This window comes from Tardiphaga sp. 866_E4_N1_4 (assembly GCF_052076075.1).
GTDB classification, from domain to species: domain Bacteria; phylum Pseudomonadota; class Alphaproteobacteria; order Rhizobiales; family Xanthobacteraceae; genus Tardiphaga; species Tardiphaga robiniae.
In genome coordinates this window covers 520,414-543,771 of record NZ_CP197242.1, presented here as the reverse complement: position 1 = coordinate 543,771, position 23,358 = coordinate 520,414, and the positions used below count along the sequence as shown (strand labels likewise).

Sequence of the window (23,358 nt, the reverse complement as noted above, 5' to 3'; positions counted from 1 at the left end):
TCACTTCTCCGCCATCTTCGCTGCCGCCGCATGTATCGCAGCGCGAATGCGCGAATAAGTGCCGCAGCGACACAGATTACCGGACATCACCTCATCGATCTGCTCATCGTTCGGCTTGGGGATCAGTTCAAGAAGTGAAATCGCCTGCATGATCTGGCCGGTCTGGCAGTAACCGCATTGCGGAACCTGATGCTCGATCCATGCCTGCACGACTGGATGCGTTTCTCTGTCGCGCAGACCTTCCATCGTGACGACTGACTTTCCGACGACGTCGCCAACACGCGACTGGCAGGAACGGACAGCATGTCCATCGATGTGGACGGTGCAGGCACCACATTGCGCCACTCCACAACCGTATTTCGGGCTTGTAATACCCAACTCATCGCGCAAGGCCCATAACAACGGCATCGATGGATCGACATCGACCTTGGATTTGGCTCCATTGACAATCAGTTCGATCATCTCAACACCTCCTCCGAGAACGATGGTTCCGCATCACGCATAGACGCATCTTGGTTGATGGAATCTCGTCCGAACCAGATGTCGGTCCCACTCCATAATTCGGGGGAAAGCTACAGCAGCCTGCGGCTCTAGAACGGTTAAAATATGTAAAGCCCGAGAAGGCAGAGATCAGACACTTGGTACCTGGCCATCTTCGCCGCGATGGAGCGCGTCCACTAATCGTCGCATGGCAATACGGGAGACACAGGCTCAGACGCCACTCCGCGATAAATCACGAGTGACTAGGCCGCCCAGGTGGATGCGGAATATCACCTGCAGTACGCTCGCCAGATGCAGCGCATTGCGCCGCACAGGCTTGTTCGAACATCCGGTACTTCGGCAACCAAGGGATATGTGATCGTTCAGTAAGTCATAGAAGCTACTGCAGCAGCCCTATCAATCGCTTCATTTGAGGACGGTCATCTTCATGACAGTGACGCCACCGTCAGCCAGTTTTTCGATCGTCTTGAACCATTCCTTGACATACGGCATGGCATTGTGCGCCTCGAAGTCCGCCTCGGTGGCAAACACCTCATAAAAGATGAAATGTCCCGGCTGCTCGCGACTTTCCTGCAAAAAATAGACAAGATTCTTGGGGTCGCTTCGCACTTGCGCGATCAAGGGCAAGGTCACGCTCCGCAGCTCTTCCGCTTTACCGGGCTTCGCACGCACTCGCGCGACAATCGAGACAGCGTTGGGAGGAATGCTCGAATAGCTTACGCCCCTTGCCTCCTGCCCGTACGACTGCGTCGCCGGCGCCAAACAACAAACAAGTGCTAATGCAATCCCTGCAGCTCTACGCATCTGGCTCATACCCATCTCCCGCGGCGACGTCATAGAGCGTTTCAATTCTTTCCGGATACACGCTTCTGACGGACATCAAACGCCGTCATGAATTTGCGCTTCACTGGCCCCAACGCCTGCACGAATTCAAGCTGTTCGCCTTCCGGACCTTTGCAATAGATCAGCGCCCACCCGTCGGACGCCCCCTCGGTGATCTTGTTCGTATTGGAGGAAAGGGGCGCAGCGAGGCGTTCCTTTTCGGTCAGCACCGTTACGGTTCGGTTGGACCTTACCTGCGACATTCCGCGCCGACCACATTCGGCCTCGAGGTCATGGATGAACTTGTTAAAGTCGACATCATCGCGAATATAGAAGCAGAAGTGCATGGATCGCGGAAACGCCGGGCTCATGTGATCGCGCGGTTCGGCGAAACTATTGGCCGTTCCCTGCGGCTCCGTTGCTTCCCGATACTGGAGCAGTTCGATGACGATATTGTCGAACTGGATGAATCGCACGTCGAGCCGCTGCTTTCCACCGCGAAGATCCGGCACTCCGATCGTTACCGGATTGATATTCAGTTCGCGCGCGAGGATCTCCTGATCCGTCAAAAGCGTATTGTGCACCTTCTCGCCGAAGAAATCCCCGTCTCGCATGACCTCGGTGCCACCGAGAACTTCGGTATAGAACTCGTAGGCTCTTTCCATGTTCTGCACGGTAAGGCCGATATGCTGCACGCCTTGCAGTCGCTGGCCCAAAGGAGCGCTATCGATATCACCGGCTGATGATTTAGCCGCTGTTTGGGCCGGGGAGCTCGTCGTCGACAGCGCAGCTCCCGCAAGACCCGCAAGTACGGATGCTCCCGCCAGCCGGATTACATCACGGCGATCTTCATCAACATCGCCCTGCATCAGTTCCTGATCAGATTTCATGCTTGCTCCGTCTGCGCTTCATACAATTCAACGGTCACGGATAATGCTAATGTCCGCAGCAGTCGGCGCGAGTAAAAGGATGTTAAGAGCAATGCATCGATGCCGTAGGCGATACACCTGCTTTCCGGAGAGCCAGGAACGCGTTCGAGGAAAGCCGCAGTATAGTCACGAGGTCAGGAACTGTAGTAGGTCGATAAAACAAAGATATTTGGACGGCCATCCGCCTGAGAACGTCCATCCTGACGAAGAAGTTGCCGAAACCCGAGACGCCAACGCACAAAAGAAACCGCAACTTAAGCTGTGCGACAACACGTCGCTGGCGGAGCGCGGATTTCGTCTGGCAGGAAACGTCCCTAGCAAGCCATAGCTCACCCATCCACCGGATTGCGTAAGCGACTGCGACGGATGCCCCTAGAAACAAAGGGCCGCCCCTCCGTTGAACAGCGTGCCCATCCACCCGCCACGAGCAATGCCGCAGCACCAACGAGACTCGCGACAAAGAGCCCGTCTGCATCGCCGTAGGCTTAGTTCAGATTGGCCTCGATCAAAGATCCGATGCGCTGCCATCTATCGCCTTCGAAACGCATCATCTGCATTTTCCTGATTGGAAAATGGTCTTTCGACAGGGGCTGCAATGTGATTCCGGGCAATAGCGAAGCGGGGGCGAAATCGCCGAGCTCGCTCGTAACCCTCATGATATTCTCGCGCGTGAGATCGTTACCGGCCCGCCTGATAATGTACTCCAGCGTCTGCGCGGCACCATAGGCATAGAGCACAAGGCCATTGCTCCGATCCACATCCGGCGCGTATTTCTGCAGGAACGAGGCGAAGCGGTTCATCCCCGGGTCGTTGTCCCAGCTCTCGTCCATCGGATCCTTGATGTAAGCGGCGCTTATGATGCCCTGAGCGTATTCAAGGCCGGCGGGCCTCATGACGGCGCCGGTCGACTGGCTAACCTGGTTGAGGACATGAACGGGCCGCCAGCCGATCTCGCCAATCTTGCGAATGGCCATGGCGGCAAATTTCGGCGTAGAGAAATTCACGAACAAGTCAGCTCCGGAGGCCTTCAGCTTCACGATCTGTGAATCGATCGTCGGATCAGCGTTGTCGTAATTCGCTTCGGCAAGAATGGTGGTCCCGCGCTCGGTGAGACCGTCTTTCACGCCCCTATAAATGTCACGGCCATAATCGTCGTTCGCGTAGAGAATGGCGATCTTCGCGCCCGGATGATTTTCGGTGATCCAGGTCGCGTAAATCCGGCCTTCCGCTTGATACGGCACATTCAACGGCACTGTCCAAGGGAATGTTGTCGGATCGTCGCCGAAGCGGGTGCCGCCGGTCGACAGGAGTATGTGCGGCACCTTCTTGCTGTTGAGATACTTCATCACAGCAGCATTCGACGGTGCGCCTACCGTTTGCGACAGCAACAGAACTTCATCACCCTCAACCAGCCGCCGCGCCTGCTCGACCGCCTTGGCCGGGCTATAGGCATCGTCGTACGATAGCCAGGTAATCCGACGCCCATTTATCCCGCCCGCCTCGTTCAGCATCCTGAAATAGGCGCCATTGATCCGACCAATCACACCATAGGCGGAAGATGGACCGCTATAGGGCACGAAATTCCCGATCCTGATCTCGGTGTCAGACGCACCGACGCTATATTTCGGTTGGGCGACGGCGAATGTGGCTATCCCCATCGACAGGCACAGACTCAAAAACGACAGAAGCCGCATATTTCCGCATTCACCCATGGTCACGATCGACTTGCGCGAGTCCGGAGGCGCGCGCCTCGCGATCGACCCGCTCAAAACATTTCCGAGAATACGCAGTCTGCCTTGTGCGAGCGAGGTCTTGCGCTCGCGTGTTCTCATGACGCTGGAGCACATATGCGCGCGTCGTTTCCAGCAGACGATATTGAATCGAGGAAACCTGCTGACTCACATTCAACAGCGATTTGTTAGCGAGTGCGACGATGACATTCCGGACTTTTTCCGGCCGCATCGTCCCGTCACTGGCGATCGCAAGCGCTGCGTCGAGCGAGAACCAACCATGCAACTTAGCCAGGCAATACAGCGTGCTTCTTTCCTCTGCAGAAAGAAGGCCGTAGCTCCACTCGACAGCAGCGGACATCGAACTATGGCGCGGTATCGCCGTTCGACGCTCCATCGTGAGCAGCGGAAACCGCTCGTCCAACCCGCGCTGTATCTCGTCGAGATCCAGCACGCCAACCATGGAGGCGGCAAGCTCGATCGCCAACGGAATTCCGTCGAGCCGGCGACAGATCGCGACGACCGACGACGCATTCCCATCGTCCAGGTGAAATGCCAACGCATGCTGCCGCGCAACCTGCAGGAACATTTGCACCGATCGATATGCAGATGCCGTCTTCGCGACCGCCTTGAAGTTTGCCGGCGGCACCTCGAGGGGCTCCAGTCGCCGGACGATCTCGCCGCTAACCCGCAATGATTCCCGCGAGGTCGCCAGAACGACGGCCTTCTCCGTTTCCCTCAATATCCTCTCGGCTAGAGCGGCGACGTACTCGGCAACATGCTCGCAGGAGTCCAACATCAGCAAAGTCTGCCTGCCCCGCAGAGCAAGCACTACCTGCTCAATCGAACATCCCGATTCGCCCCTGCCCAACGAGCAGGCTACTGCCGCGTGCACTTGCCGCTCGTCGGTCGCCCCGCCGAGATCGACGAAATGGACGCCGTCGCGATACTCACGTTCCATCCGGCGCGCGACGGCCAGCGCGACGACCGTCTTTCCGACGCCCCCCGGGCCCAGCACTGTGACCAGCCGGCCTTCGCTTAGCATCCGGATGAGATCATTCACCATCTCGTCGCGCCCCATCAGTGCCACAGCCGTGGACAGCGCGTGATGCGGAAGACCGGCAGCAACGATTTCGGTGGATGCGTCTGAACTCAATCGACCGGTGAAGCGGTAGCCAAGCGAGGCTTCGGTCCGGATCAGGGCGCCATAATCGCCCAGTGCCTTTCTCAGGCCTGAGATCTGAACTCGCAAGTTACGTTCGTCCACCTGGAGGCCAGGCCACGCGCGCTCGTAAAGCTGCGCCTTCGGTATGAGTTCGCCCGGCTTTTCGATCAGGGCGCCAAGCAGGGCGCGTGCCCGCGAGCCGAGCTGGACCAGATTTTGCCCGTCCAGCAATATTCCGCTGGATCGATCAAATCGAAATGGTCCGAAGGCAGCCTCTGCACGCGACATCGTTGTCTGGCCCAGTTCAAACTTCCGCCGTCAGGTCCGATCGTGCCCCCGACCGAGGCGGTGAGGTACGTGAACGGGTCGCATCGTATCACATTATTTCCATAGCTGATCGCGATGCGGCATAAGGTCAGGAGCGCCGATTTTTACATCATTTAACACCCGCGTGAGTTGACAATCCACAACCGAGAGGAGTGGGCGGCATCTCCGCCGTGGGCTGCAGCTGCGCGCGAAAATGTAGTTACCATTTGCAAATCCTGTTCCGCCGCTCAGTCGGGCAACGGAAAGCAGAGCTCGGTGCGCGCCCGCGTAACTGCCGCAAGCCCACAATGCGCGATCGAGCATTTCCGCGCGACCAGGCGAGGCCCTGCGTGCCTCAACCGGCTCTCTGGAAAGCCAAAGGTAAAATGTGGTAAAATCGGCCACGCGTGAGAGATCGGATCGACCAACTCAGTTTGCTCACAGTGATGGCCCGCGAAGGTGATCGGCCGTTCTCATGATGAATCGAGAGATACTGTTCGGACCATTTCGCTTTGACCCGACGACCCGCGTGCTATGGGATGGCGACACCCCTGCGCGGCTTGGTGCGCGCGCGCTGGCAATATTAGGTCACCTGCTCGAGACCCCAGGGGTCAGTGTCTCGCGAGATGAGCTCATTCGCGCCGCCTGGCCGGGGCTGCACGTCGATCAGGGCAATCTCCGGGTCCAGATCTCAACCCTCAGAAAGGCATTGAGGGAACAGGGTAAGGCGATCCAAAGCAGCGCATCGCAAGGATATTGCTTCGCCGGCGATATCGTCGTCAGGACTACAGACGGGCAGTTTTCCGCCGCCCGGCCTCGACTTCACGTCCCTTCTCCGCTGACGCCGCCAGTCGGGCGCGCCGCCGTCGTTGCAAGGATCAACGAGCTCTTCGCCACGCGCCGGCTGGTCTCGATTCTTGGATCGGGCGGCATCGGGAAGACGACAGTTGCGATGCAGATCGCGAGCGGTCGCGCGGACGATTACCTGGATGGAGCTTGCTTCGTCGATCTGGGCCGATCGTCAGCCGCGGCCTCCGTCAACACCACCATCGCGAGTTCTGCGCACCTGGCGGTAACGGAATGGCCGAGTAACGATCAGATTGCCCTGGCGCTCCGGAACAAACATATGCTCCTTGTCCTGGACTGCTGCGAGCATGTCCTCGATCCCGTCGCTCGGCTGGTCGAGCACCTGCTCGCCAAGACGTCGATCGACATTCTCGTCACAACGCGCGAGCCGCTGCGCACCGTCGACGAAGAGATCTGGCATCTGGAGCCCCTGGCAGTTCCGCCATCGTCCGCGATGCCGATAAACGCCTCGGACCTCAGGGACTACGCTTCCGTTCAGTTGCTCCTGCAAAGCATCAATCACCGCGGCGCGAACCTGCAGGTCGGTGGCGAGACATCGGCCGAGATAGCCGATGTCTCCCGACGCCTTGAGGGGATTCCGCTGGCCATCGAGCTGGCCGCATCCATGATTGCCACGCTCGGGCTGTCGCAAGTGCTGCGCAGCCTCGATGAAAGTGCACCTCTGATCACGATCGATCGCCGCAGCACTACGCCTCGCCAGCGATCACTGTTCGCGACCATCGAATGGAGCTACAATCTCCTCTCCGACGAGGAGCAGTCGACTCTTAAATGCCTTTCCTGCTTCGCTGGTCCATTCACCGTCGAGGCAGGCGTTACGGTCGCACAAGGTGACAACCGAACACCGGACTCTTCACGCGACGCAATTCTTGCCCTCGCGCGCAAATCGCTTCTTGCCTCGCATACGGCGTCCGCCGATGGCGGTTTCCGCCTGCTGGACACAACGCGCGCTTTTATCGCCCAGACACCCGACCCATCCGACGACCGCGATAAGGCGCGAGAGCGCCACGCAAGGTATATTCTCGCGCGTCTGGAACTGACCGAGTGGAATTTCGCAGATGTGCAGTCCGCGAATGCCATCGTCGGCAACTATGTCGGCGAAGTCCGCCTGGCCCTCGACTGGTCGTTTGAGGTCGCTCCCTGGCTTGGCGTACAACTGGTGCTGGCCGCGGAACGGCTTTGGCTGGAACTCACATCGCTGTTTCACGGCGCCCCTTATATCGCCAGGGCACTTGGCTATGCCGATACCGATCCGAGCCTCGGGCCCGTCGTGCAGTCACGCCTGTTAGTGTCTCTCGCGTCGGCACAAGCCTATATTCCAGGGGGCCAGGGTGCGGACCTCTATGAGCGCGCCTGGAATGCGACACGCGATGCAGGGGATGATTTTCTTGAACTGCGCGCTCTCTATGGACTGATCCAGAGTCTGTTGCTCACGCGACGGCCCGCTTCATCCCATCTTGATGAATTTGCCGCGATATCCAGGCGCTCCGATCATCCTGCGACCTATCACCTGTATCAGCGCATGCGGGCCTTCAGCGAATTCGAGTCGTCGAGACTGATGTCCGCCCAGGCACATTTCGAAAGCTTCCTGAACGACTTCCGGTCGATCCCCAGAAGTGTATCGCTCTATTTCGGCGGCATGGATTCCGTTATCTCGAGCAAGGTGGGGCTGGCTCTTTCCAAATATTACATGGGCTATTGCGATCAAGCCCGCCTTCTTCTCGAAACCGCGGTCCAAGACGCCGAACGCCTGGGGCACGCCACCACATCTTATTTCGTCCTCGCACAGGGCGCCATTTGGGCCAACATCAACTCGCGCGACTTCGAACGGGCGCATGCATATCTTCACAAGCTCGAACGTCTGGCAGCTCACTATCGTCCCTGGCAAGCGCTCGTCGATGCGTTTCGCGGATTGATCGCGACATATGAACATGACGACGCCGAAACCGCTGCACGGTTGCTGACGTCCTGCCTTCAGGATCCCTACATGATCAAGACCGGGTCCTTGCGCCCGATCCTGTGGATCGAACTTGCAAACGCCAGGCGCCAGGCCGGCGACATCGCCGGCGCCGAAGCAGCCCTTGAAAATGCATGGGCACAGTGCCTCGGCACCTTCGACGTGCGCGTGATCGGCAAGCACCATCCCGCCCGCGCCGATCTGCTGATGGCACGAAACGAGCCGGGCGACATCGAGCGCGCGAGGCTTCTTCTCCAGGAAGCCATCGATCTCAGTCAGGCGTCCGATTTCTATCTTTATCAATGCGAGGCTACGGTGATCCTTGCCACGCTCGAGCGAAATGCCGGCCACATCGACGCAGCGCGCAGTGCGCTGACCCGTCTCGTAACGAACCACGGCGATCGCGAGAATGTGCCTCTCTTTGCACGAGCCCAGAGTCTGCTTGCGGAAATCGAAACCATCGGCAGCGATACATCCGACTGACCAGGGACGGAAATCGCCTTTGATCTACCCCTCGCGGATGATCTCGACCGTCACATCAACCGGCGCGACGAAGCGATACCCTCTGCCGTGGACCGTCGCGATATAGGGCAAGCCCGACTGCATTGGCGGAAGCGCACGGCGCAAGGCCGAAACGGCCACCTTGAGATTGCTGGCGTTCATTCGACTGTCCGGCCAGACGAAGGAAATCAATTCAACCTTGCTCACAACCTCTCCTGCGCGCGAGACAAGGAGTTGCAGCAGGTCCAGAGACCGTGAGCCGAGCTCGATGTTCATGCCTTGATACTGGAGCAGTTGCCGGTCCGGAATGAACAGGATATCGCCAAACCGGTAAATCGTGCGCGGTGTCGCAGCCATACCCCTCACCCGAGATGCCCCCCCTGGCACCGGTGGTCGAAACGAACTCCTTTCGGCCATGTGCCAAAATTGCAAGTGTAAGGGCTACGGTGCCACTTATCGGCTTACATCAACAGTCTGGCCGAGCGACACGGCTCAATTTACCCCGCTATTGACCTGTCCAAAATGGCGACGCCATCCGGTGGGCGTCCATCCCGTCGACCTACGAAACAAACGGCAGAAGTGGGCCTGATCCGAAAATCCACATTCCAACGCGATATCGGTCAGTTTCATATCCGGCGATCTCAAGAGATCCACTGCGCGCTTCAGCCGGCACGCGACTAGGTAGGCGTGCGGTGTATTGCCGGTTCTGTTTCTGAACACGCGCGAGAAATGGCCTTTGCCCAAGCCCGCGATTTGAGCCATTTGCAACACGGACAACTGGCGATGAAGGTTTCCTGCCACATATTTTTGCACGGCATCGAGTCTTGGTTCGACTGGGGACCGCCTGAGAGAGAGCGACGTCTTCACGACAAGTCGTGATTGGGACGCCTGTTTCTGGTCCGGAATCACGGTCCAAGATCCATCACGGCTACCTGATCGTCTCTGATCAGGCATGACCATCTCTTGCCGACATTCAGACCAAGATTTCACGGTCACCAACCCCTGCGACGATGCTCTACATAGCCGTTATGGCGGTAAACCTTCCACGTGTTGGGAACTGAGTGTAGTTAAATGATATAAGGCCGCACGACGCTGCTGACCCAGCGCCGACTCCCCCTGTGCGGACAGGGCCGCCTGCCCAAGCCGCGCAGATGCTATTTTGCCTCTCGAGCGGCTTGCTTGATCACAAGCGCCACCGCGCGCGGCTGAGAAATCAGAACCGCGTGACTCGCCTTGACTTCGGTCACCTTGGCCTTCGCCCGCGCATACATTGTTCGCTTGAGATCCGGGTTGATCATACGATCCTGTGTCGCAACGATTCCATAGGACGGCTTGGTCTTCCAGGCGGCTAAAGTGACCGGCGTGGCGAAGGCCTTCGCATTGGTCGGCATTTGGGCAAGCGCCATGAATTGCGCATCGGCTGCTGGAATATCCGCGGCAAAGTCCGCATGGAAGCTTTTACGGTCGATCAGCAGGTAGCCATCGACCGTCGGAGCAGTGCTGCTCGCGAGTGGCGGTTTGGTGCTGCGCAGTGACCTCACATGCTCGCCGTCGTCAGGAGCGTAGGCCGCAACATAGACCAGGCTAACCACGTTTGCATGCTTTCCGGCCTCCGTGATGACGACGCCACCATAGCTGTGCCCAACCAGCACAGTCGGGCCAGATTGCCGATCCAAGATTCGCGTCGTCGCAACGACGTCTTCCTCGAGAGAGGTCATGGGCTGCTGAACCACACTGACCATGAAACCATCTTTTCGGAGAATGTCGGCTACCGCTCGCCATCCCGATCCATCCACGAAGGCACCATGAACGAGAACGATGTTATTGACTGAATTTCCTTGCGGCGCGGCAACCGTGTTCGCGGACAGGACGGCAGACCACAACAGCGCCAGGGCCATCATTCGGAAAATCATTGGCGTCTCCAGTCTGATAAAATGAGTTGCGGCAATCACATGGAAGACGCCATCGAAGACGCGTCTGAGGTCCATGCCGAGAAGAGTGTACCCGACCTTTGCCATCCGGAGGTGTTAAGACACATTAAAACGATCAGATGCTCACTTCCTTCGCACCGAAGCGGTAAGTTGGAAAATCTGCATTCGCATCCTTCTGAAGGAGCCGGATGGCCTATGCATCATTCAGGCTTGATACCGGCCGCCCTGAGCATCGGCCACCATTTCTCGATCTCAGTTTGGTGGAACGCCAGCGTGACCCCCGCAGGAAGCGCGGGCACTGATGGAAGGCGTGACGAAGGAACAATCCACTGCAAACACGTCTGATCGCATGGCCGAGGTCGAACGAGCCGCTTTGACCGCAATCCGGGAGCTCGCCAAACATCGGCACGATAGCATTCTGCCCCAGAGCTCCATCCCGTGGACGCGGGCCATGCAAGCCATCGAAATTTGGCTGAACGTTCATCATCGATAAGACCTCGCGCGGCATGCGGGAAACTGGACGTAAGCGATGGCAACACAGCAAAAGACAGCTCGTGAGCTGCGGCTTCTGGTGTCGGAATGGCTTGGTATGCCGCCAGGCGACCAAAGGTCCGAGCAAATCAAGATATTCGCGTTGAACGATACCTGGCGCGCCATGTCTGCTCGCCACGATGACCATCCCGACTTCAGGAACGACGTCATCGCCGCAAGCATCCTGCTCTCGGAGCACTATATCTTGAAGGACTGAGCTCTTGCTCATGGCACGTCACCGCGTGCGCGCGTCGTGCGGGGAAATCCTCTGGAGAGGCCGGATTCTTTGACCTGCCCAGTCAAGGTGATATCCAGCTTGAGAGTGTGATGGGTGTCTCGGTGATGAAGCGATTGCACTGGTTCGCTGTGCGTGGCGCTGTGGCCAGGGCGTCTGAATCTCCTTGCACCGAGGAGCTGGACAAGGGGATCGTTGCTCGGCCTACGGCCAACAGATCAAATGCCACGGAATTTGCAAGACCGTTCTTCAGAAAATGGTGGTCTCTGGCGATTGCCAAACTGCGAAGACGTCGCGACGTGCTGCCTTCCCTTTTGCCGCGATGAGGGAATGCTGTGAACAATTCGACAATCTACGCGATCGGGGACGTTCATGGTTGCTCCGATCTCCTCGCTCGCTTGGTCGACTTCATCGGCGATCATGCAGAACGTAATCGTCGAATTCCGATGATCTTCTTCCTCGGTGATATTGTGGATCGGGGACACCACCCGCTCGCGGCGATGATCATCGTTCAAGACTGTATCCAACGATGGCCGGGCAGCCGCCTTTTTTGCGGAAATCACGAGCAGATGTTTCTCGAGGTGCTCGACAACCCCGGCGACGAGCATTTGAAAAACAGGTTCATACGCAACGGAGGTTATAATACCCTCCGTTCTTTTATCGGATACGACGATCCCCATACCGCGGAAGAGATTGCCGATGTCGCAGTTCGCCACGCGGATCATGTAAATCTGATGAGGCGAGCGTCGCTGATTGAGATCGTGGGACGATATGCGTTCGTACATGCCGGTATTGATCCGCACATCGCCATCGGGGAGCAGAGCGAGAAAGATATGATGTGGATCAGAGAGAAATTTCTCGATTACGTGGGGCCGCTCTCACACATCATCGTCCACGGCCATACGATGCTTGAGCCACCACGACCCGTCGTCACCGAAAACCGTATATCATTGGACACGGGTGCTTATCATTCCGGTGTGCTTTCGATGGCCATCATCGATCCCGAAACGGACGCGGTCGAATTCTACGCGACGAATTGCGATGGTTCTGTCCAGGCGGTGGAGCCGCTGCGTTTAGACCGCGGTAAGGAGATGCATTGACGGTTCACACCCCACGGACAAGATTGCTGGGTGTCAGAAAAGTCGGCATATCAATCGCCGAGCGCCGCCGCCTAAGATAAGTTTTCGCCTCCCGCCTCCGCCCCAAATGTGTGTCTCCGTTACTCGTGCGTGTCGCCACAGGGAGTTTCCTCCAGCTTTCTACATAGCGATAGCGCCGGGTTACGACTGACTTCGCAGATAGCTCACTGCACTGCTCAATCGAATTCCAATATCATTGTCGAATTCATTGAGTGCGACGTCATGTACACTCAAGGGCCGCTTATCCCCTTGCCGATCATGCCGACAAACTCGAAGCGGATACCCGCCGACTCGAATGTTCGCTGAAGAGCGACAAGCGTGTCTGTATAAGGCACCGATCTACCCAGTTCATAACGAGCGATTGAACGCTTCGATATCCCCGCTCGCGCGGAGAGCTCATCCTGGCTCCATCCGAGCCAAGCGCGGGCAGCCCTCATCTGCGCAGGCGTCACTATCGCCGCAGCATTAACCATAAGTGAATCCCACAAATGACAACTTTGACGGCCCGTGATATAGTTAAGGCGCGATTAACTGACGCTTGTGCGCGCAGCACAAGAACGCTCCATTCAACAACCCCGACTGATCGTAACGTTAAAACCTTGCCAAGGATTTAGTGGCGGACGAATCCTGTCCGCCAGACTCGTAAAGCCGGATTCGTAACGTGAATCCTAACCATCGTTTTCGCATCGCCTGAAATCCGTTCAATCCTACCGAACATCTCGTGAGGGACAACGCATGCTGTCGATCAAGCTGAAGACCGCCTCCATTGGAAGGATTCACTGGCAACCGGGCGGACCGGAGGGAAGACTACCGATCACCGCACCGCACGCAGCCGCGAATTCGCCTGTCAGGTGGTGGCGCACACGCGGGCCGCTTTCATTCTCGCGCAAGGATCTTGCTCCGCTAAGAAGATGCCTGATCAGAACAACGATTATCGCCGAACCAGAATGGATCGAGGCAGCCACGGGGGACGCGGTGTCCGCAATCGCCGTTGGCATTAGGCTGCTCAATAGCCACGTCATCGGCGCCGCAGAAATTGATCTCGCGCTCTCTTCCGTGCTTGCATGCGCAATAGAAGGTGACGCCACCTCGCCCATACTGATTTCGTCGGCTTTGCGGCGTCGATCAAAAATCGATCCGGCATGTCGTCGCCTCAGCGAGCTTTGGCTGGGTGCAAGGTTCTGACGACTAACGCGTCCGACAAGTGCGCTGCCGATATCGATTCTCAGAACCATTGACAATCGACCGGTAAGGCTTTCGCAGCCCATTATCGAAGGCAATCTCTACTGGTTTCGACCATTCCAGCGCGGCGGAGTTTCCTCCCCCGACTTGCCCTCCATCGAATTTCACAAAGTGTCCTTCGTCACCGAGCGATGCGGGACCACAAGAGGCGGAGCTCTGTCATGGCTAGTCTGATTAAAGATCGTTCCCCTAGTCCCCAACTTGATGTCGAAATAAATCTCTTGCGCGATTTACTGCGCGATCTTGAGCGCGTTCGCACCGGTCAACACCCAGGTCGGCGAATACTCGCCGACGCACCGGTCCTGGAAAACTGGGAGGTGACGGTACGCACGGAACCGTGTCTCAAGGGTATCGTCCACGGTCATCCGCGGATCCATGACCGGCGAACGACCATCACTTCGCAGCTTTGGCTGCTGGCGCCGACGCTTGGATATGCGCGAACGCTGTCCCGGTTCTATGCCTTGGGCGAGCCTGCCCTCGGGCCGGAGGACCGTCACTGACAGTCGCCCCATTCATTCGTTCCCCCGTTGTTTTGGAGTTGTCTATGAACAGTCAGAAGTTCGCAGATCCGTCGCGGCGTCAGGTCAAAATTCGCCCCCAGAATGCCGCCGCGTTGATCGCACGCAATCTCATCGTTCGAGGGCTGCGCAGGCATGATCTTCATCACGCCTTGCGCGGCAGGCCAGCATTCGTCGGATTCGTCGTCCATCGCGCGGAAGATATCGAGGTATTCGCCAACGAAGGCCTATTACTTTTGCGGGAAACTACCGAGAAAAAAGCGATATGCGACGTAATGGCGTGGCGCAAGGAGAATGCACGAAAGGTCACGGACGCCAACGATACAGTTCAAACGCTATCGGAAAAACACACCGTATTCGGATTCGCTTTGGACCGAACAGATATGCCAAGCGCATTCCGGAACCTCGCGGACGGGATCGTTATACTCGAGCCGGTCGATGAACGGGCACTGGCCGCAACGTTTCAAACGCTCTTCCGTAGCAGACCGCCCACCAGCATCCTCTCCGCGGCAGCCACCCTCCCGATCGATGTATTGAACATCTGCTTGCAGCGAGGGATTACTCTGCGACAAGCCACTGGTCGGATCCAGAGATACCTGTCTGCCTGCAAGGAGCCGCCGATCACCGTCGCGTCCAACCATCCCCGCCTCGAGAATATGGCCGGACTCGGCGAAGTGGCGGACTGGGGAAAATCGCTGGCAAGAGACATCTTGGACTACCGCGAGCGGCGCATCCCGTGGACCGACGTCGATCGCGGAGTACTGGTTAGTGGTGCATCCGGAACTGGGAAAACGATGTTTGCAAGAGCCTTAGGCAACACCTGCGGCGTTCCCGTGCATGTCCATTCCCTTGCGAGGTGGCAAGCCCGGGGTCATCTCGGCGACCTGCTGAAAGCGATGCGCGCCGCCTTCAATGAAGCCGTCAAATCTGCACCAAGCATTCTGTTCATCGACGAGATCGATGCTGTGGGAGATCGCCGAAATCTCCGCGGGCCAAATGAGAAATACTCTCGGGAAGTCGTGAACGCCCTGTTGGAATGTCTGGACGGCGCGGAAGCGCGGGAAGGCGTCGTCGTCGTTGCGGCGACAAACTACCCTGAAAAAGTCGATCCGGCCCTTCTCAGACCAGGGCGCCTCGACAGGCACCTCAGGATTCTTTTGCCGGATCGCCAGGCGTGTCTCAGTATTCTGCGCTATCACCTCGGTCATGATTTGCCGGATGTCGATCTTGCCGATATCGCAACCCAACTTGAGGGCGCAACCGGTGCAATGATCGAACAGGTTGTCCGTGATGCACGCAGGCGCGCGCGACATGCACACCGACCAATGACGATCGCCGATGTCTTGCATGGCCTGCCTCCTCGCATTCGTCTCTCCGAGGCAGCCCTTCGACGCATGTGTGTTCACGAGGCCGGGCATGCGTTAGTCGGGAGCCTGTTGAGCACTGATACTGGAAGCACCCTGATCGACATCCGGGTGATGCAAGAGATCACGCAACAGAACACTGGATTACAGACGACGTTTCGCCGAACACCTGGCTTTGATCGTTCAAGAGCAAGCTATCTCGCCGAAATCACCACGCTGCTCGCCGGTCTCGCTGCTGAAGACGTCGTTCTGGGTGGCCACGCAGACGGTGGCGGAGGGGAGGAAAACTCAGACATTCACCTCGCTACGATCCTGGCGGCACGGATGGACGCATCGCTTGGGCTGGGCGGAAGTCTTGTCTACCTGACTTCGGACGACCCAGCGAAAATCCTCGCACAGGTTCGTCGCGATTCTCACCTCCGTTGCCAGGTCCACGCGAGGCTCAAGGCGTGCGCACATCGAGCGCGAACGATCATTGGTCAAAACAAACACGCGCTCGAATTACTCGAAACCTCTCTTGCACGTCGAAAAACCCTAACTTCAGCGGAGGTTTCCGAGATGCTCGGCGAAATTAATCCGAATAATTTTTCATCGAATTGTGATCGCCTTGATAATGAAGGAGCAACTCAGACTCCAGTGGATTAGCACGCCGTCTACTGAGATCTTGCGCTAAAATCGTTGCTGCCGTATTTGAGCACCACCGACGAACTTGCCTGTGCGAACATCTACTTCGCGCATCGCGAGGGAACAGCACCCGATCATCAACTGCGGTGATCACGACCAGAGGAGGCACAATATGTTCAACGCATTCGTTCGCGCCTCCCTCTGTGGCTCTTTCCACGTCAAATCGGCGATCCTCAACATATCGGCCTGACGGTCTGGCGGCTTGCCGCCAGCATTGTCGAATGAATGCTATCCGGCGCTCCCTGCGCCCGGACGAGGAGATATCGCCGTGATCAACACCACCCAACTTTACGACCTCATAGCCCGCTGACGTCGCGGCCAAATCCGCGGCTTCACGGCGTTTTCGATCATCCGATCGGAAGCGAAATCAGCACTCAAGGCAGCCGGTCATGGAACCGGAACGCTTGAGATCCGTCTGGAGGTCATCATGAACTATTCTAAGCCCCCCAAACCTTCGCGCGCCTCGCGCAGGATTGCGTTGAAGTCGCGCGGCTCCTGCCGTGGCTTCGCCGTCTTCCAGAACCGCGTCATCGTGTTCGAGAGCCATCTTGAGCTCATGGTATTCTTCATGCTCACCCTGCGCATGCAGACGGCAACGGTTGAAGACCAGCCGGCCGCCGTGACGTATTGGGATGGCGAAACCCTTCGCCGCCACACGTTCGATTTCCTCGTGATCAATCACGACGGAAGCCGCATGTACGTGGCGGTGAAGCCCGCAAAGCGCGTCGAACGCTCCGGGATCAAGACGACCCTGCGTCTGATCGCGGAGCAATCCCCGCCCGGCTCCCCTTCCGTGCATCTGGTGACCGATGCCGACTTCTCCTACGCGGCGCGTTACAACGCCACGCAGGCGTTCGACTTCCTTCGCTTTCCCGTCGAGGAGCACGACGAGGCGATCGCGGCGCTCGCCACCGAAATCACCGCTTCGGTGCGCATCGCCGACCTTGTTGAGGCGAGCGGCCTCGGCGCCATGGGCTTTCGCTCCATCGTTCGCCTCATCGTGCATCGCGTGTTCGAGCCGGTGAACCCGAAGGAACGCATCACCTACGAGTCGTTCATTCGCCCGGTCGCCGGGACGTAACTTCCGCCTCTCCCCGAGCACGCGCACCAACCGCAAGCTTCCTCTCTCCCCAACGAGCGTCAGCAGCACCTGCTGACGCCACGACCCCTCATGCCCACTTTTTGGAGAACTGCCATGACGAAAATCAACATCGGCGAGAACGACCGCATCACCCTCAAGAACTCCGAGCGCCGTGTCGTCTCGAGCGACGCCGTCGGATACGTGCTGGCCCGCACCGGTCACAGCGTCGATCTCCACGAACACTTCACCCATGAAGAGATCGTCAAGCTCATCGACGCCGGCGAAATGCGCATCGACCGCAAGTGGTTCGACGAAAGCCGTGCCCGCGCTCGCCTCATGGCAGGCGTGGACAGCCTCGCCGACCTCAAGACCGAGGAGCAGAACCTGTTGCTGCACCGCGAGTACTATGTCTCGGAGTTCCTGAAGATGGAATCCGCGAACAAGGACGTGAAGCGCACGGATGACGCCATCAGGAAGGCGATCGTCCGGATCGAAGTGAACCGTCTCACCGACGGAACGCGTTGTGATGTCTGGATCAAGGACAAGCGCCCTCCTTCGGCACGCACCTTCCGCCGCTGGCTCAAGAACTACGAGGACGGAGCGCGCAACGTCGTTGCCCTGCGCACCAAGCATCGTCTCTGCGGCAATCCGTTGTCGAACATCGATGCGGAGGTCCACAAGCTCCTGACCAAGTATGCCGTGGCTTACTGCCACGAAGAGCGGCCGACCGTCAGCATGTTGCATGGCAAGCTGGTCACCGAACTTGCCGAGATCAATCGTCAGCGTGAAGCCGACGGCCTGGCCCCCCTGACGCCCCCGGCAAAGGCAACGCTTCAGCGCCGCGTCAACAAGCTCAACCAGTTCGAGGTGCATGCGAGCCGCTACGGCATCAACGCCGCACGCGCACGCTTCACCGTGGTCGGCACCGGACTCGACGTGACCCGTCCGCTCCAGCACGTTCAGATCGACACCGTGACCATCCCGTTGCACACGATCATGAACGATCTCGGTCTCGATCAGCAACTGACGCCCGAGGACCGCAAGAAGCTCAAGAAGGAACGCATCAAGGCCTGCGTGGTCTTCGACGTCGCCACGCGCAACGTCCTCGGGTTCCGCATGTCCAAGACCGAGGATGCACAGAATGCCATCGCCGCCTTGGCAATGAGCGTGTCCGACAAGAGCGCCATCGCTAAGTCCGCCGGATGCAAGTCCGACTGGCATCAGCGCGGTCCCGGTTCTTGCTATTCGCCCGATGCCGGATCGCCGCACATCGATGGCCAATTCCGCGGCACGATCGCCGGTCTGAAGTCGGTCTACGAAAATGCACCCGCCGGTCTGTCGCACTTGCGCGGGCATATCGAGCGCGCTTTCGGCACCTTCCACACCATGCTGATGCCCCACTTTACTGGACGGTCCTTCAGCAACATCATCGAAAAGGGCGAGTACGAAGCGGACAAGCGCGCGTCCATCCTCACCACGCAGTTGCCGATGATCTTCACGCGTTTCATCGTCGACGTTTACCATCACACGCCGCATGAAGGGCTCGGCGGCGAAACGCCCTACAACGCCTGGAATCGCCTCACCGCCCTCTACGGGACCGCCCCCTGCCCGAACGTTCACGAGCGTCGCGACATCTTCGGCGTGCCGCTCAAGCGCGATCTCGATACGCGCGGTGTTCGCGTCGACAACAACTTCTACCAGTCCGCCGAGATGCAGGAATGGCGCCGCCAGGTCGGAGACACCGAACTGGACATCCGCTTAGATACTACCGACATCGGACACATCTCCGCCTGGTTCGACGATCGCTGGAACGTTGTTCCGGCCGTTCGCAAGTGTCTTCGCGGTGTCGATTTGAACACCTGGAAGGCAGCAGTCGCAGACCTGCGGCGGCGCCATGCCGCAGGCGCGCGCATCTATGAACATGTCGTCCATGACGCCATCCGCGCGATCTCCGCCATCGCCGAGGACGCCGTCTGCCGCACCGCCATCTCCGGCACCCGCCCGACCGCGGCGGAGCTCGACTGGGAGAAGAACGGTCTGTTGCTCGGCTTCGACATCGTGAGCGACGACGTCGCCGAGGACAAGCATCCGGACGACATCCTGGGCGCCGGTTTCCCGGGCGCGACCGGCCAGCCCCCGCTGCCCCAGGCGCCCTCGCTGCCTCCGGTCTCCGGTGACGGTCCGGAGGACACCGACGGTGACGAACCGGATGACACCGACCGCCCCGAGCTCGAGGACTGATCACACCCAAACAACCCGCCGCGCATGTCGCGCGGCGGGTGCCCCGAGAACCGGAGTACCCACCATGCCTTTCGATGACCAGAACGACCTTGCCGACCTCGCCCTCGATCCCGTCGCACTCCTCCACGAGGAGGCGTCCAGAGCGCCCGATTTCACGATCATGGAAACTATCCGCGCAAAATTTCTGCCGACCAAGCGTGATGCGAAATTGGCGGCGGCGCTGAAGCTCTTGATCCGTGAGGCGGTCAAGCGCAAGGACAACTCGCTTCCCCCCTCGTTCGAAAACCGCGGCATCGGCGGCGGACTGGCGCTCATCGGACCCACAGGGGTCGGGAAGTCGCGGTCCCTCGCACGATACTTCGACAAGCACTTGGTCCTGCGCGGATACGCCGATCCGGCGTCCAGGTCTCCCTTGATCAGCATCACCGTGCCGAGCCCCTGCACCTCCATGCAGCTCGCCCGCGCACTCCTTCGCGCTACCGGCTACGGGGTCGAGCGCGAACTCCCCGCCCATCGCCTGTGGGAGATGGCTTTCGAACGCCTGCACAACATGAAGAAGTTCATCGTGCATTTCGACGAAATCCAGCACGTCGTCCATAACATGCCTGACAAGGAACTCCAGCAGATGGCCGACACGCTGAAAAACGCGATGGACGACCACCGTATCACGATCATTCTTTCTGGCGTCGAAACCCTGAGACCGTTTCTCCAGTTCGACACGCAATTGCTTCGCCGCTTCGCAATCGTTCCGTTCGATAAGGTCAAGCGCGAAAACCACGCCGACATCGTCCACGTGGTCGAAACCTACGCCAAGGCCGCAAACCTGGAGTTCAAACTTGGTGAACGCGACGGCATCAAGCCCAGCGACGTCAAAGCCGAATTCATCGCGCGCCTCTCCCACGCGGCGTTCAACGCCTACGGATACGCGATCGTCCTGACCCATCTTGCGATCGAACATGCCTTGCAGGGAGGTCGCGCCCATCTCGTTCCCGAGGACTTCGCGACCGTCTTTGCGCGTAAGAGCGGATTTGCTGCGGATCGTAACCCGTTTATCGCTCCGGCTTGGCTCGATATCGACTGCGAGAAGATCTTCATCGAGCCCAATCTCAGTGGCGCGACGCAGACGATGAAGCCCAATGCCAAGGCCAAAAGCAAGGGAGGCGCTTGATGCCCGCGAAACTGACACTTCGCGTTCCGCTGATGCCGGACGAGCTCGCGACCGATTACTGCTCGCGGCTTGCGCTCCGCAATTTCCGCTCCGCATCCCAATTCGCTCTCGACATGGGATTCCGCTTCCCCCATCTCGTCAGCGGATCGGATGCAGCTCTCTCCCAACTCGCAGAGGTCAGTGGTGAGCCGCTTGGGTCGCTGGACGAGAACCGTCTCCGGTGGACGAAAACCGATCGCTATCGTCTGAAGGGCCAGGTTCTGGCTCGGCAGACGCTACGTCTCGGCCACTTCTTCGGCTGCCCGGAGTGTTTCAATGAAGACATCAACACTTCCGACATGCCCGCGGTTGCGGCAGTGCGGCCCCGGATGCACTGGATGCTCGCCTCCGTCCAGACCTGCGACAAACACCACATCGTGCTGCAGAATATCGGCGATCGTTACAATGGCAGCATGAGACGGAACTGGTCGGACATTGCGGACTCCATCGTACAAAGGCTGCCTGCTCTTGCGGCAACCGCCGTGTCCCGCTCGCCCTCCAAATTCGAAATCTATCTTCTCAATCGGCTGTACGGTACGCCGACGCGGAGTTGGCTCGACCAGCTCGATTTCTTCGCCGCGGAGCACACCGCTCGGATTTTCGGAGCCGTTGCAAAGCCGGATCTCAAAACTGACCTCGATCGGTTGAGCGAGAGCGAACTTCATGAAGTCGGACGAGCCGGGTTCGAGATCGTAAACGGTGGTCAGGAAACCATTTTCCCTTTCCTTCTTGACCTTCAACGAAGCTACAAGCGCGAAGCGAAGAGGCTTCGGGTCTGGGAGATCGGCCCGGTGATGGTTTACGGTCGAATGTACTCAAGCTTGAAACGCCTGGAGAACGATCCGGCATTTCTTCCCGTGCGCCAGACCGTTGCGGATCATGTTCTTGCGCACTTTCCTCTCGGTTCCGGCGATACCGTTTTCGGTCGCACGCTCGACGCGCGCCGATTCCACTCGGTTTTGACGGCCGCGAAACAGTTCAAGATCCGGCCTTCACGCGTGCTGGGAATCCTCACTGCGGGCGGCCTATTGCCCCGACCCGGCTGGAAAGATCACGAAGCGGTGGTGGACGCCTTGGAAGCGGAGACTCTGATCAGACAGCAGATGGAAAGCGTCACGCAAGCACAAGCCCAGCAGCACTTGAATGTGTCCACCAAGGTGATGGACGGCCTGATTGATTACAATGTCATCCGTCGCCACAAGCAGAGTATGGGGCTTCAAGCGCATCGCTTTCTGGTGTCGGACCTGGACGATTTGCTCACGGGTCTCTTTTCCGAGGCCGTCGCCATCGACCCGGACACGAACGGTGTCGTGCCGCTGAATAAAGCCGCCAACCGCGTCAAATCGTCCGTCCACGCCATCGTAACCTTGATCATCAAACGCCGCCTGAAATGCGTGCGATACCGCCCGGACTTTCGCGGGTTCGCTTCGCTCCTCGTGGATCCCGAGGAGGTCGCAGGAGTTTTGAAACAATCGCACCCACGGTTGCTGAACACGTCCGCAACCGCGTCCAAACTAAAACTCTCCCAACGCGCGGTACGTCATTTGGTCCGGCAGGATCTCCTCGTGGGATCCTGGATGAAACATCCGGTCACTCACAAGCGCAGGCTCTTCTTTGAGCCATCGGACGTTGATCGTTTTGAGGAAGAGTATGTCTCCCTTTACAACTTGAGCCGCTCGACCGGCCGTCAGAGCGCCGAACTCAAAAAGGCGTTCGCTGAACGGACCATCCTACCGGTAGTCGAAGAAAACCGCGTGACGACGATCTACCGCCGGGCCGATCTCGTCTGAAGCAGCCGAAACGGCAAAAAGGCTCCCAGTTTGGGGGCCATTTTTTTGGCCTCATTCCTTGGTGATGGCCACACCTGACAGTACCTGATGGCCATTTTGGTCAATCGGCATTGTCGAAAACACCAGCAAAACCGCGGTTTTTTAAATTGGCAATGGACGACCTAGATGTTCCCTCACACTAGACTAGCGCTGTTCGCGCGGACCAGCGTGAACCGATCTTGGATTGCTCCGCGATCCGAGGAAGCCACCGATTGTGACTATCGCATTCACCGTGCCTCTGCTTGCCCGTCGAGGGCTGCCTTCCACGCAAATGGCACAATCAAAACGCCCAGTAAGGCGAACGCTGCCAGTATCGCCCATGCGTCATTGACGCTCCAAACAAAAGCAGCCGCTCGCGCCGAGGCTCAGCATATCGTCTCGACCGGCGTCCGCGTCGGCGCAGCATCGGCACGCGTCAAGGTCAGCAATCTGCGCAAACGATTTGCACCGTCACGCGTGCACTAGGTAATGACCACGCCGCAGTCACACCTTCGCCATTTCTGATGTTCCCAAGCCGTGCTAACCAGCTGTCGGGTCTACAGCGGAGAAGCCGTCTCTCAGGTCGAGGGGATACCCGCACT

General features: G+C 58.5%; 19 protein-coding genes. 10 read left to right on the top strand and 9 right to left on the bottom strand.

What is annotated here, in order from left to right; genetic code table 11:
• The 5 genes from AB8B20_RS02790 to AB8B20_RS02770 all read right to left on the bottom strand — a co-directional run bounded on the left by AB8B20_RS02790 (window position 1) and on the right by AB8B20_RS02770 (window position 5,435).
• Window positions 1-462: a (2Fe-2S)-binding protein gene (locus AB8B20_RS02790; RefSeq protein WP_439071607.1), complete on the bottom strand. Its 462-nt coding sequence runs from the start codon at window positions 460-462 to the stop codon at window positions 1-3.
• Between the two features lie 444 nt (window positions 463-906).
• Window positions 907-1,314: a putative quinol monooxygenase gene (locus tag AB8B20_RS02785; protein WP_439071606.1), complete on the bottom strand. Its 408-nt coding sequence runs from the start codon at window positions 1,312-1,314 to the stop codon at window positions 907-909.
• A gap of 32 nt (window positions 1,315-1,346) precedes the next feature.
• Window positions 1,347-2,213: a VOC family protein gene (locus AB8B20_RS02780; RefSeq protein ID WP_439071605.1), complete on the bottom strand. Its 867-nt coding sequence runs from the start codon at window positions 2,211-2,213 to the stop codon at window positions 1,347-1,349.
• Window positions 2,214-2,737: 524 nt separating this feature from the next.
• Window positions 2,738-3,964 carry an ABC transporter substrate-binding protein gene (locus tag AB8B20_RS02775; RefSeq protein WP_439073012.1) on the bottom strand — a complete coding sequence of 409 codons (1,227 nt, stop codon included), beginning with the start codon at window positions 3,962-3,964 and terminating at the stop codon, window positions 2,738-2,740.
• Window positions 3,957-5,435, bottom strand: a complete 1,479-nt coding sequence (locus AB8B20_RS02770; protein WP_439071604.1) for an ATP-binding protein — start codon at window positions 5,433-5,435, stop codon at window positions 3,957-3,959. Before AB8B20_RS02770 ends, AB8B20_RS02775 begins: the two co-directional genes overlap by 8 nt.
• Before the next feature lie 493 nt (window positions 5,436-5,928).
• On the opposite strand from AB8B20_RS02770, the gene AB8B20_RS02765 reads away from it, so the two are divergent.
• Complete coding sequence (locus AB8B20_RS02765; RefSeq protein WP_439071603.1) at window positions 5,929-8,757, top strand: ATP-binding protein; 2,829 nt, start codon at window positions 5,929-5,931, stop codon at window positions 8,755-8,757.
• Window positions 8,758-8,781: 24 nt separating this feature from the next.
• Here AB8B20_RS02765 and AB8B20_RS02760 read toward each other — a convergent pair whose 3' ends face one another.
• The 3 genes from AB8B20_RS02760 to AB8B20_RS02750 all read right to left on the bottom strand — a co-directional run bounded on the left by AB8B20_RS02760 (window position 8,782) and on the right by AB8B20_RS02750 (window position 10,688).
• Window positions 8,782-9,132, bottom strand: a complete 351-nt coding sequence (locus AB8B20_RS02760) for a winged helix-turn-helix domain-containing protein (RefSeq protein ID WP_320446258.1) — start codon at window positions 9,130-9,132, stop codon at window positions 8,782-8,784.
• A 135-nt stretch (window positions 9,133-9,267) separates the two neighbouring features.
• On the bottom strand, window positions 9,268-9,729 hold the full coding sequence (locus AB8B20_RS02755) for a helix-turn-helix domain-containing protein (protein ID WP_439071602.1): 462 nt from the start codon (window positions 9,727-9,729) through the stop codon (window positions 9,268-9,270).
• 200 nt (window positions 9,730-9,929) lie between these two features.
• The gene (locus tag AB8B20_RS02750) at window positions 9,930-10,688 is read right to left on the bottom strand and encodes an alpha/beta hydrolase (RefSeq protein ID WP_439071601.1); all 759 of its coding nucleotides are present in this window, start codon (window positions 10,686-10,688) and stop codon (window positions 9,930-9,932) included.
• Window positions 10,689-11,235: 547 nt separating this feature from the next.
• On the opposite strand from AB8B20_RS02750, the gene AB8B20_RS02745 reads away from it, so the two are divergent.
• Together AB8B20_RS02745 and AB8B20_RS02740 are read left to right on the top strand one after the other, a co-directional pair.
• Complete coding sequence (locus AB8B20_RS02745) at window positions 11,236-11,454, top strand: hypothetical protein (RefSeq protein ID WP_439071600.1); 219 nt, start codon at window positions 11,236-11,238, stop codon at window positions 11,452-11,454.
• Window positions 11,455-11,807: 353 nt separating this feature from the next.
• Window positions 11,808-12,572 (top strand): metallophosphoesterase family protein, encoded by a 765-nt coding sequence (locus AB8B20_RS02740; RefSeq protein WP_439071599.1) that lies wholly within the window; start codon window positions 11,808-11,810, stop codon window positions 12,570-12,572.
• A gap of 269 nt (window positions 12,573-12,841) precedes the next feature.
• On the opposite strand, the gene AB8B20_RS02735 is transcribed toward AB8B20_RS02740, so the two are convergent.
• The gene (locus AB8B20_RS02735) at window positions 12,842-13,048 is read right to left on the bottom strand and encodes a helix-turn-helix domain-containing protein (protein ID WP_439073011.1); all 207 of its coding nucleotides are present in this window, start codon (window positions 13,046-13,048) and stop codon (window positions 12,842-12,844) included.
• Window positions 13,049-13,346: 298 nt separating this feature from the next.
• Here AB8B20_RS02735 and AB8B20_RS02730 point away from each other — a divergent pair, with 298 nt between their 5' ends.
• The 7 genes from AB8B20_RS02730 (at window position 13,347) to AB8B20_RS02700 (ending at window position 22,738) form a co-directional block, all read left to right on the top strand.
• Window positions 13,347-13,796: a hypothetical protein gene (locus tag AB8B20_RS02730; protein ID WP_439071598.1), complete on the top strand. Its 450-nt coding sequence runs from the start codon at window positions 13,347-13,349 to the stop codon at window positions 13,794-13,796.
• 218 nt (window positions 13,797-14,014) lie between these two features.
• Window positions 14,015-14,353, top strand: coding sequence for a DUF6634 family protein (locus tag AB8B20_RS02725; RefSeq protein ID WP_439071597.1), 339 nt, complete (start codon window positions 14,015-14,017; stop codon window positions 14,351-14,353).
• A gap of 44 nt (window positions 14,354-14,397) precedes the next feature.
• Window positions 14,398-16,380 (top strand): AAA family ATPase, encoded by a 1,983-nt coding sequence (locus AB8B20_RS02720; protein ID WP_439071596.1) that lies wholly within the window; start codon window positions 14,398-14,400, stop codon window positions 16,378-16,380.
• A gap of 517 nt (window positions 16,381-16,897) precedes the next feature.
• A complete protein-coding gene (locus AB8B20_RS02715; protein ID WP_439071595.1) occupies window positions 16,898-17,500 on the top strand; it encodes a hypothetical protein in 603 nt (200 codons plus the stop codon).
• Between the two features lie 114 nt (window positions 17,501-17,614).
• Entirely contained in the window at window positions 17,615-19,741 is a 2,127-nt protein-coding gene (locus AB8B20_RS02710; RefSeq protein WP_439071594.1) for a Mu transposase C-terminal domain-containing protein, read from the top strand.
• Window positions 19,698-20,909 (top strand): ATP-binding protein, encoded by a 1,212-nt coding sequence (locus tag AB8B20_RS02705; protein ID WP_439071593.1) that lies wholly within the window; start codon window positions 19,698-19,700, stop codon window positions 20,907-20,909. The genes AB8B20_RS02710 and AB8B20_RS02705 overlap by 44 nt, the downstream gene beginning before the upstream one ends.
• Window positions 20,909-22,738, top strand: a complete 1,830-nt coding sequence (locus AB8B20_RS02700) for a TniQ family protein (RefSeq protein ID WP_439071592.1) — start codon at window positions 20,909-20,911, stop codon at window positions 22,736-22,738. The genes AB8B20_RS02705 and AB8B20_RS02700 overlap by 1 nt, the downstream gene beginning before the upstream one ends.
• The last annotated feature ends 620 nt before the right edge of the window (window positions 22,739-23,358 follow it).

Coding starts and splice junctions, on each gene's coding strand:
- AB8B20_RS02720 (WP_439071596.1), top strand. CDS start 14,398: ATGAACAGTCAGAAGTTCGCAGATCCGTCGCGGCGTCAGGTCAAAATT.
- AB8B20_RS02725 (WP_439071597.1), top strand. CDS start 14,015: ATGGCTAGTCTGATTAAAGATCGTTCCCCTAGTCCCCAACTTGATGTC.
- AB8B20_RS02780 (WP_439071605.1), bottom strand. CDS start 2,213: ATGAAATCTGATCAGGAACTGATGCAGGGCGATGTTGATGAAGATCGC.
- AB8B20_RS02750 (WP_439071601.1), bottom strand. CDS start 10,688: ATGATTTTCCGAATGATGGCCCTGGCGCTGTTGTGGTCTGCCGTCCTG.
- AB8B20_RS02755 (WP_439071602.1), bottom strand. CDS start 9,729: ATGCCTGATCAGAGACGATCAGGTAGCCGTGATGGATCTTGGACCGTG.
- AB8B20_RS02735 (WP_439073011.1), bottom strand. CDS start 13,048: ATGAGGGCTGCCCGCGCTTGGCTCGGATGGAGCCAGGATGAGCTCTCC.
- AB8B20_RS02745 (WP_439071600.1), top strand. CDS start 11,236: ATGGCAACACAGCAAAAGACAGCTCGTGAGCTGCGGCTTCTGGTGTCG.
- AB8B20_RS02760 (WP_320446258.1), bottom strand. CDS start 9,132: ATGGCTGCGACACCGCGCACGATTTACCGGTTTGGCGATATCCTGTTC.
- AB8B20_RS02765 (WP_439071603.1), top strand. CDS start 5,929: ATGATGAATCGAGAGATACTGTTCGGACCATTTCGCTTTGACCCGACG.
- AB8B20_RS02785 (WP_439071606.1), bottom strand. CDS start 1,314: ATGAGCCAGATGCGTAGAGCTGCAGGGATTGCATTAGCACTTGTTTGT.
- AB8B20_RS02775 (WP_439073012.1), bottom strand. CDS start 3,964: ATGGGTGAATGCGGAAATATGCGGCTTCTGTCGTTTTTGAGTCTGTGC.
- AB8B20_RS02710 (WP_439071594.1), top strand. CDS start 17,615: ATGACGAAAATCAACATCGGCGAGAACGACCGCATCACCCTCAAGAAC.
- AB8B20_RS02790 (WP_439071607.1), bottom strand. CDS start 462: ATGATCGAACTGATTGTCAATGGAGCCAAATCCAAGGTCGATGTCGAT.
- AB8B20_RS02770 (WP_439071604.1), bottom strand. CDS start 5,435: ATGTCGCGTGCAGAGGCTGCCTTCGGACCATTTCGATTTGATCGATCC.
- AB8B20_RS02700 (WP_439071592.1), top strand. CDS start 20,909: ATGCCCGCGAAACTGACACTTCGCGTTCCGCTGATGCCGGACGAGCTC.
- AB8B20_RS02730 (WP_439071598.1), top strand. CDS start 13,347: ATGCTGTCGATCAAGCTGAAGACCGCCTCCATTGGAAGGATTCACTGG.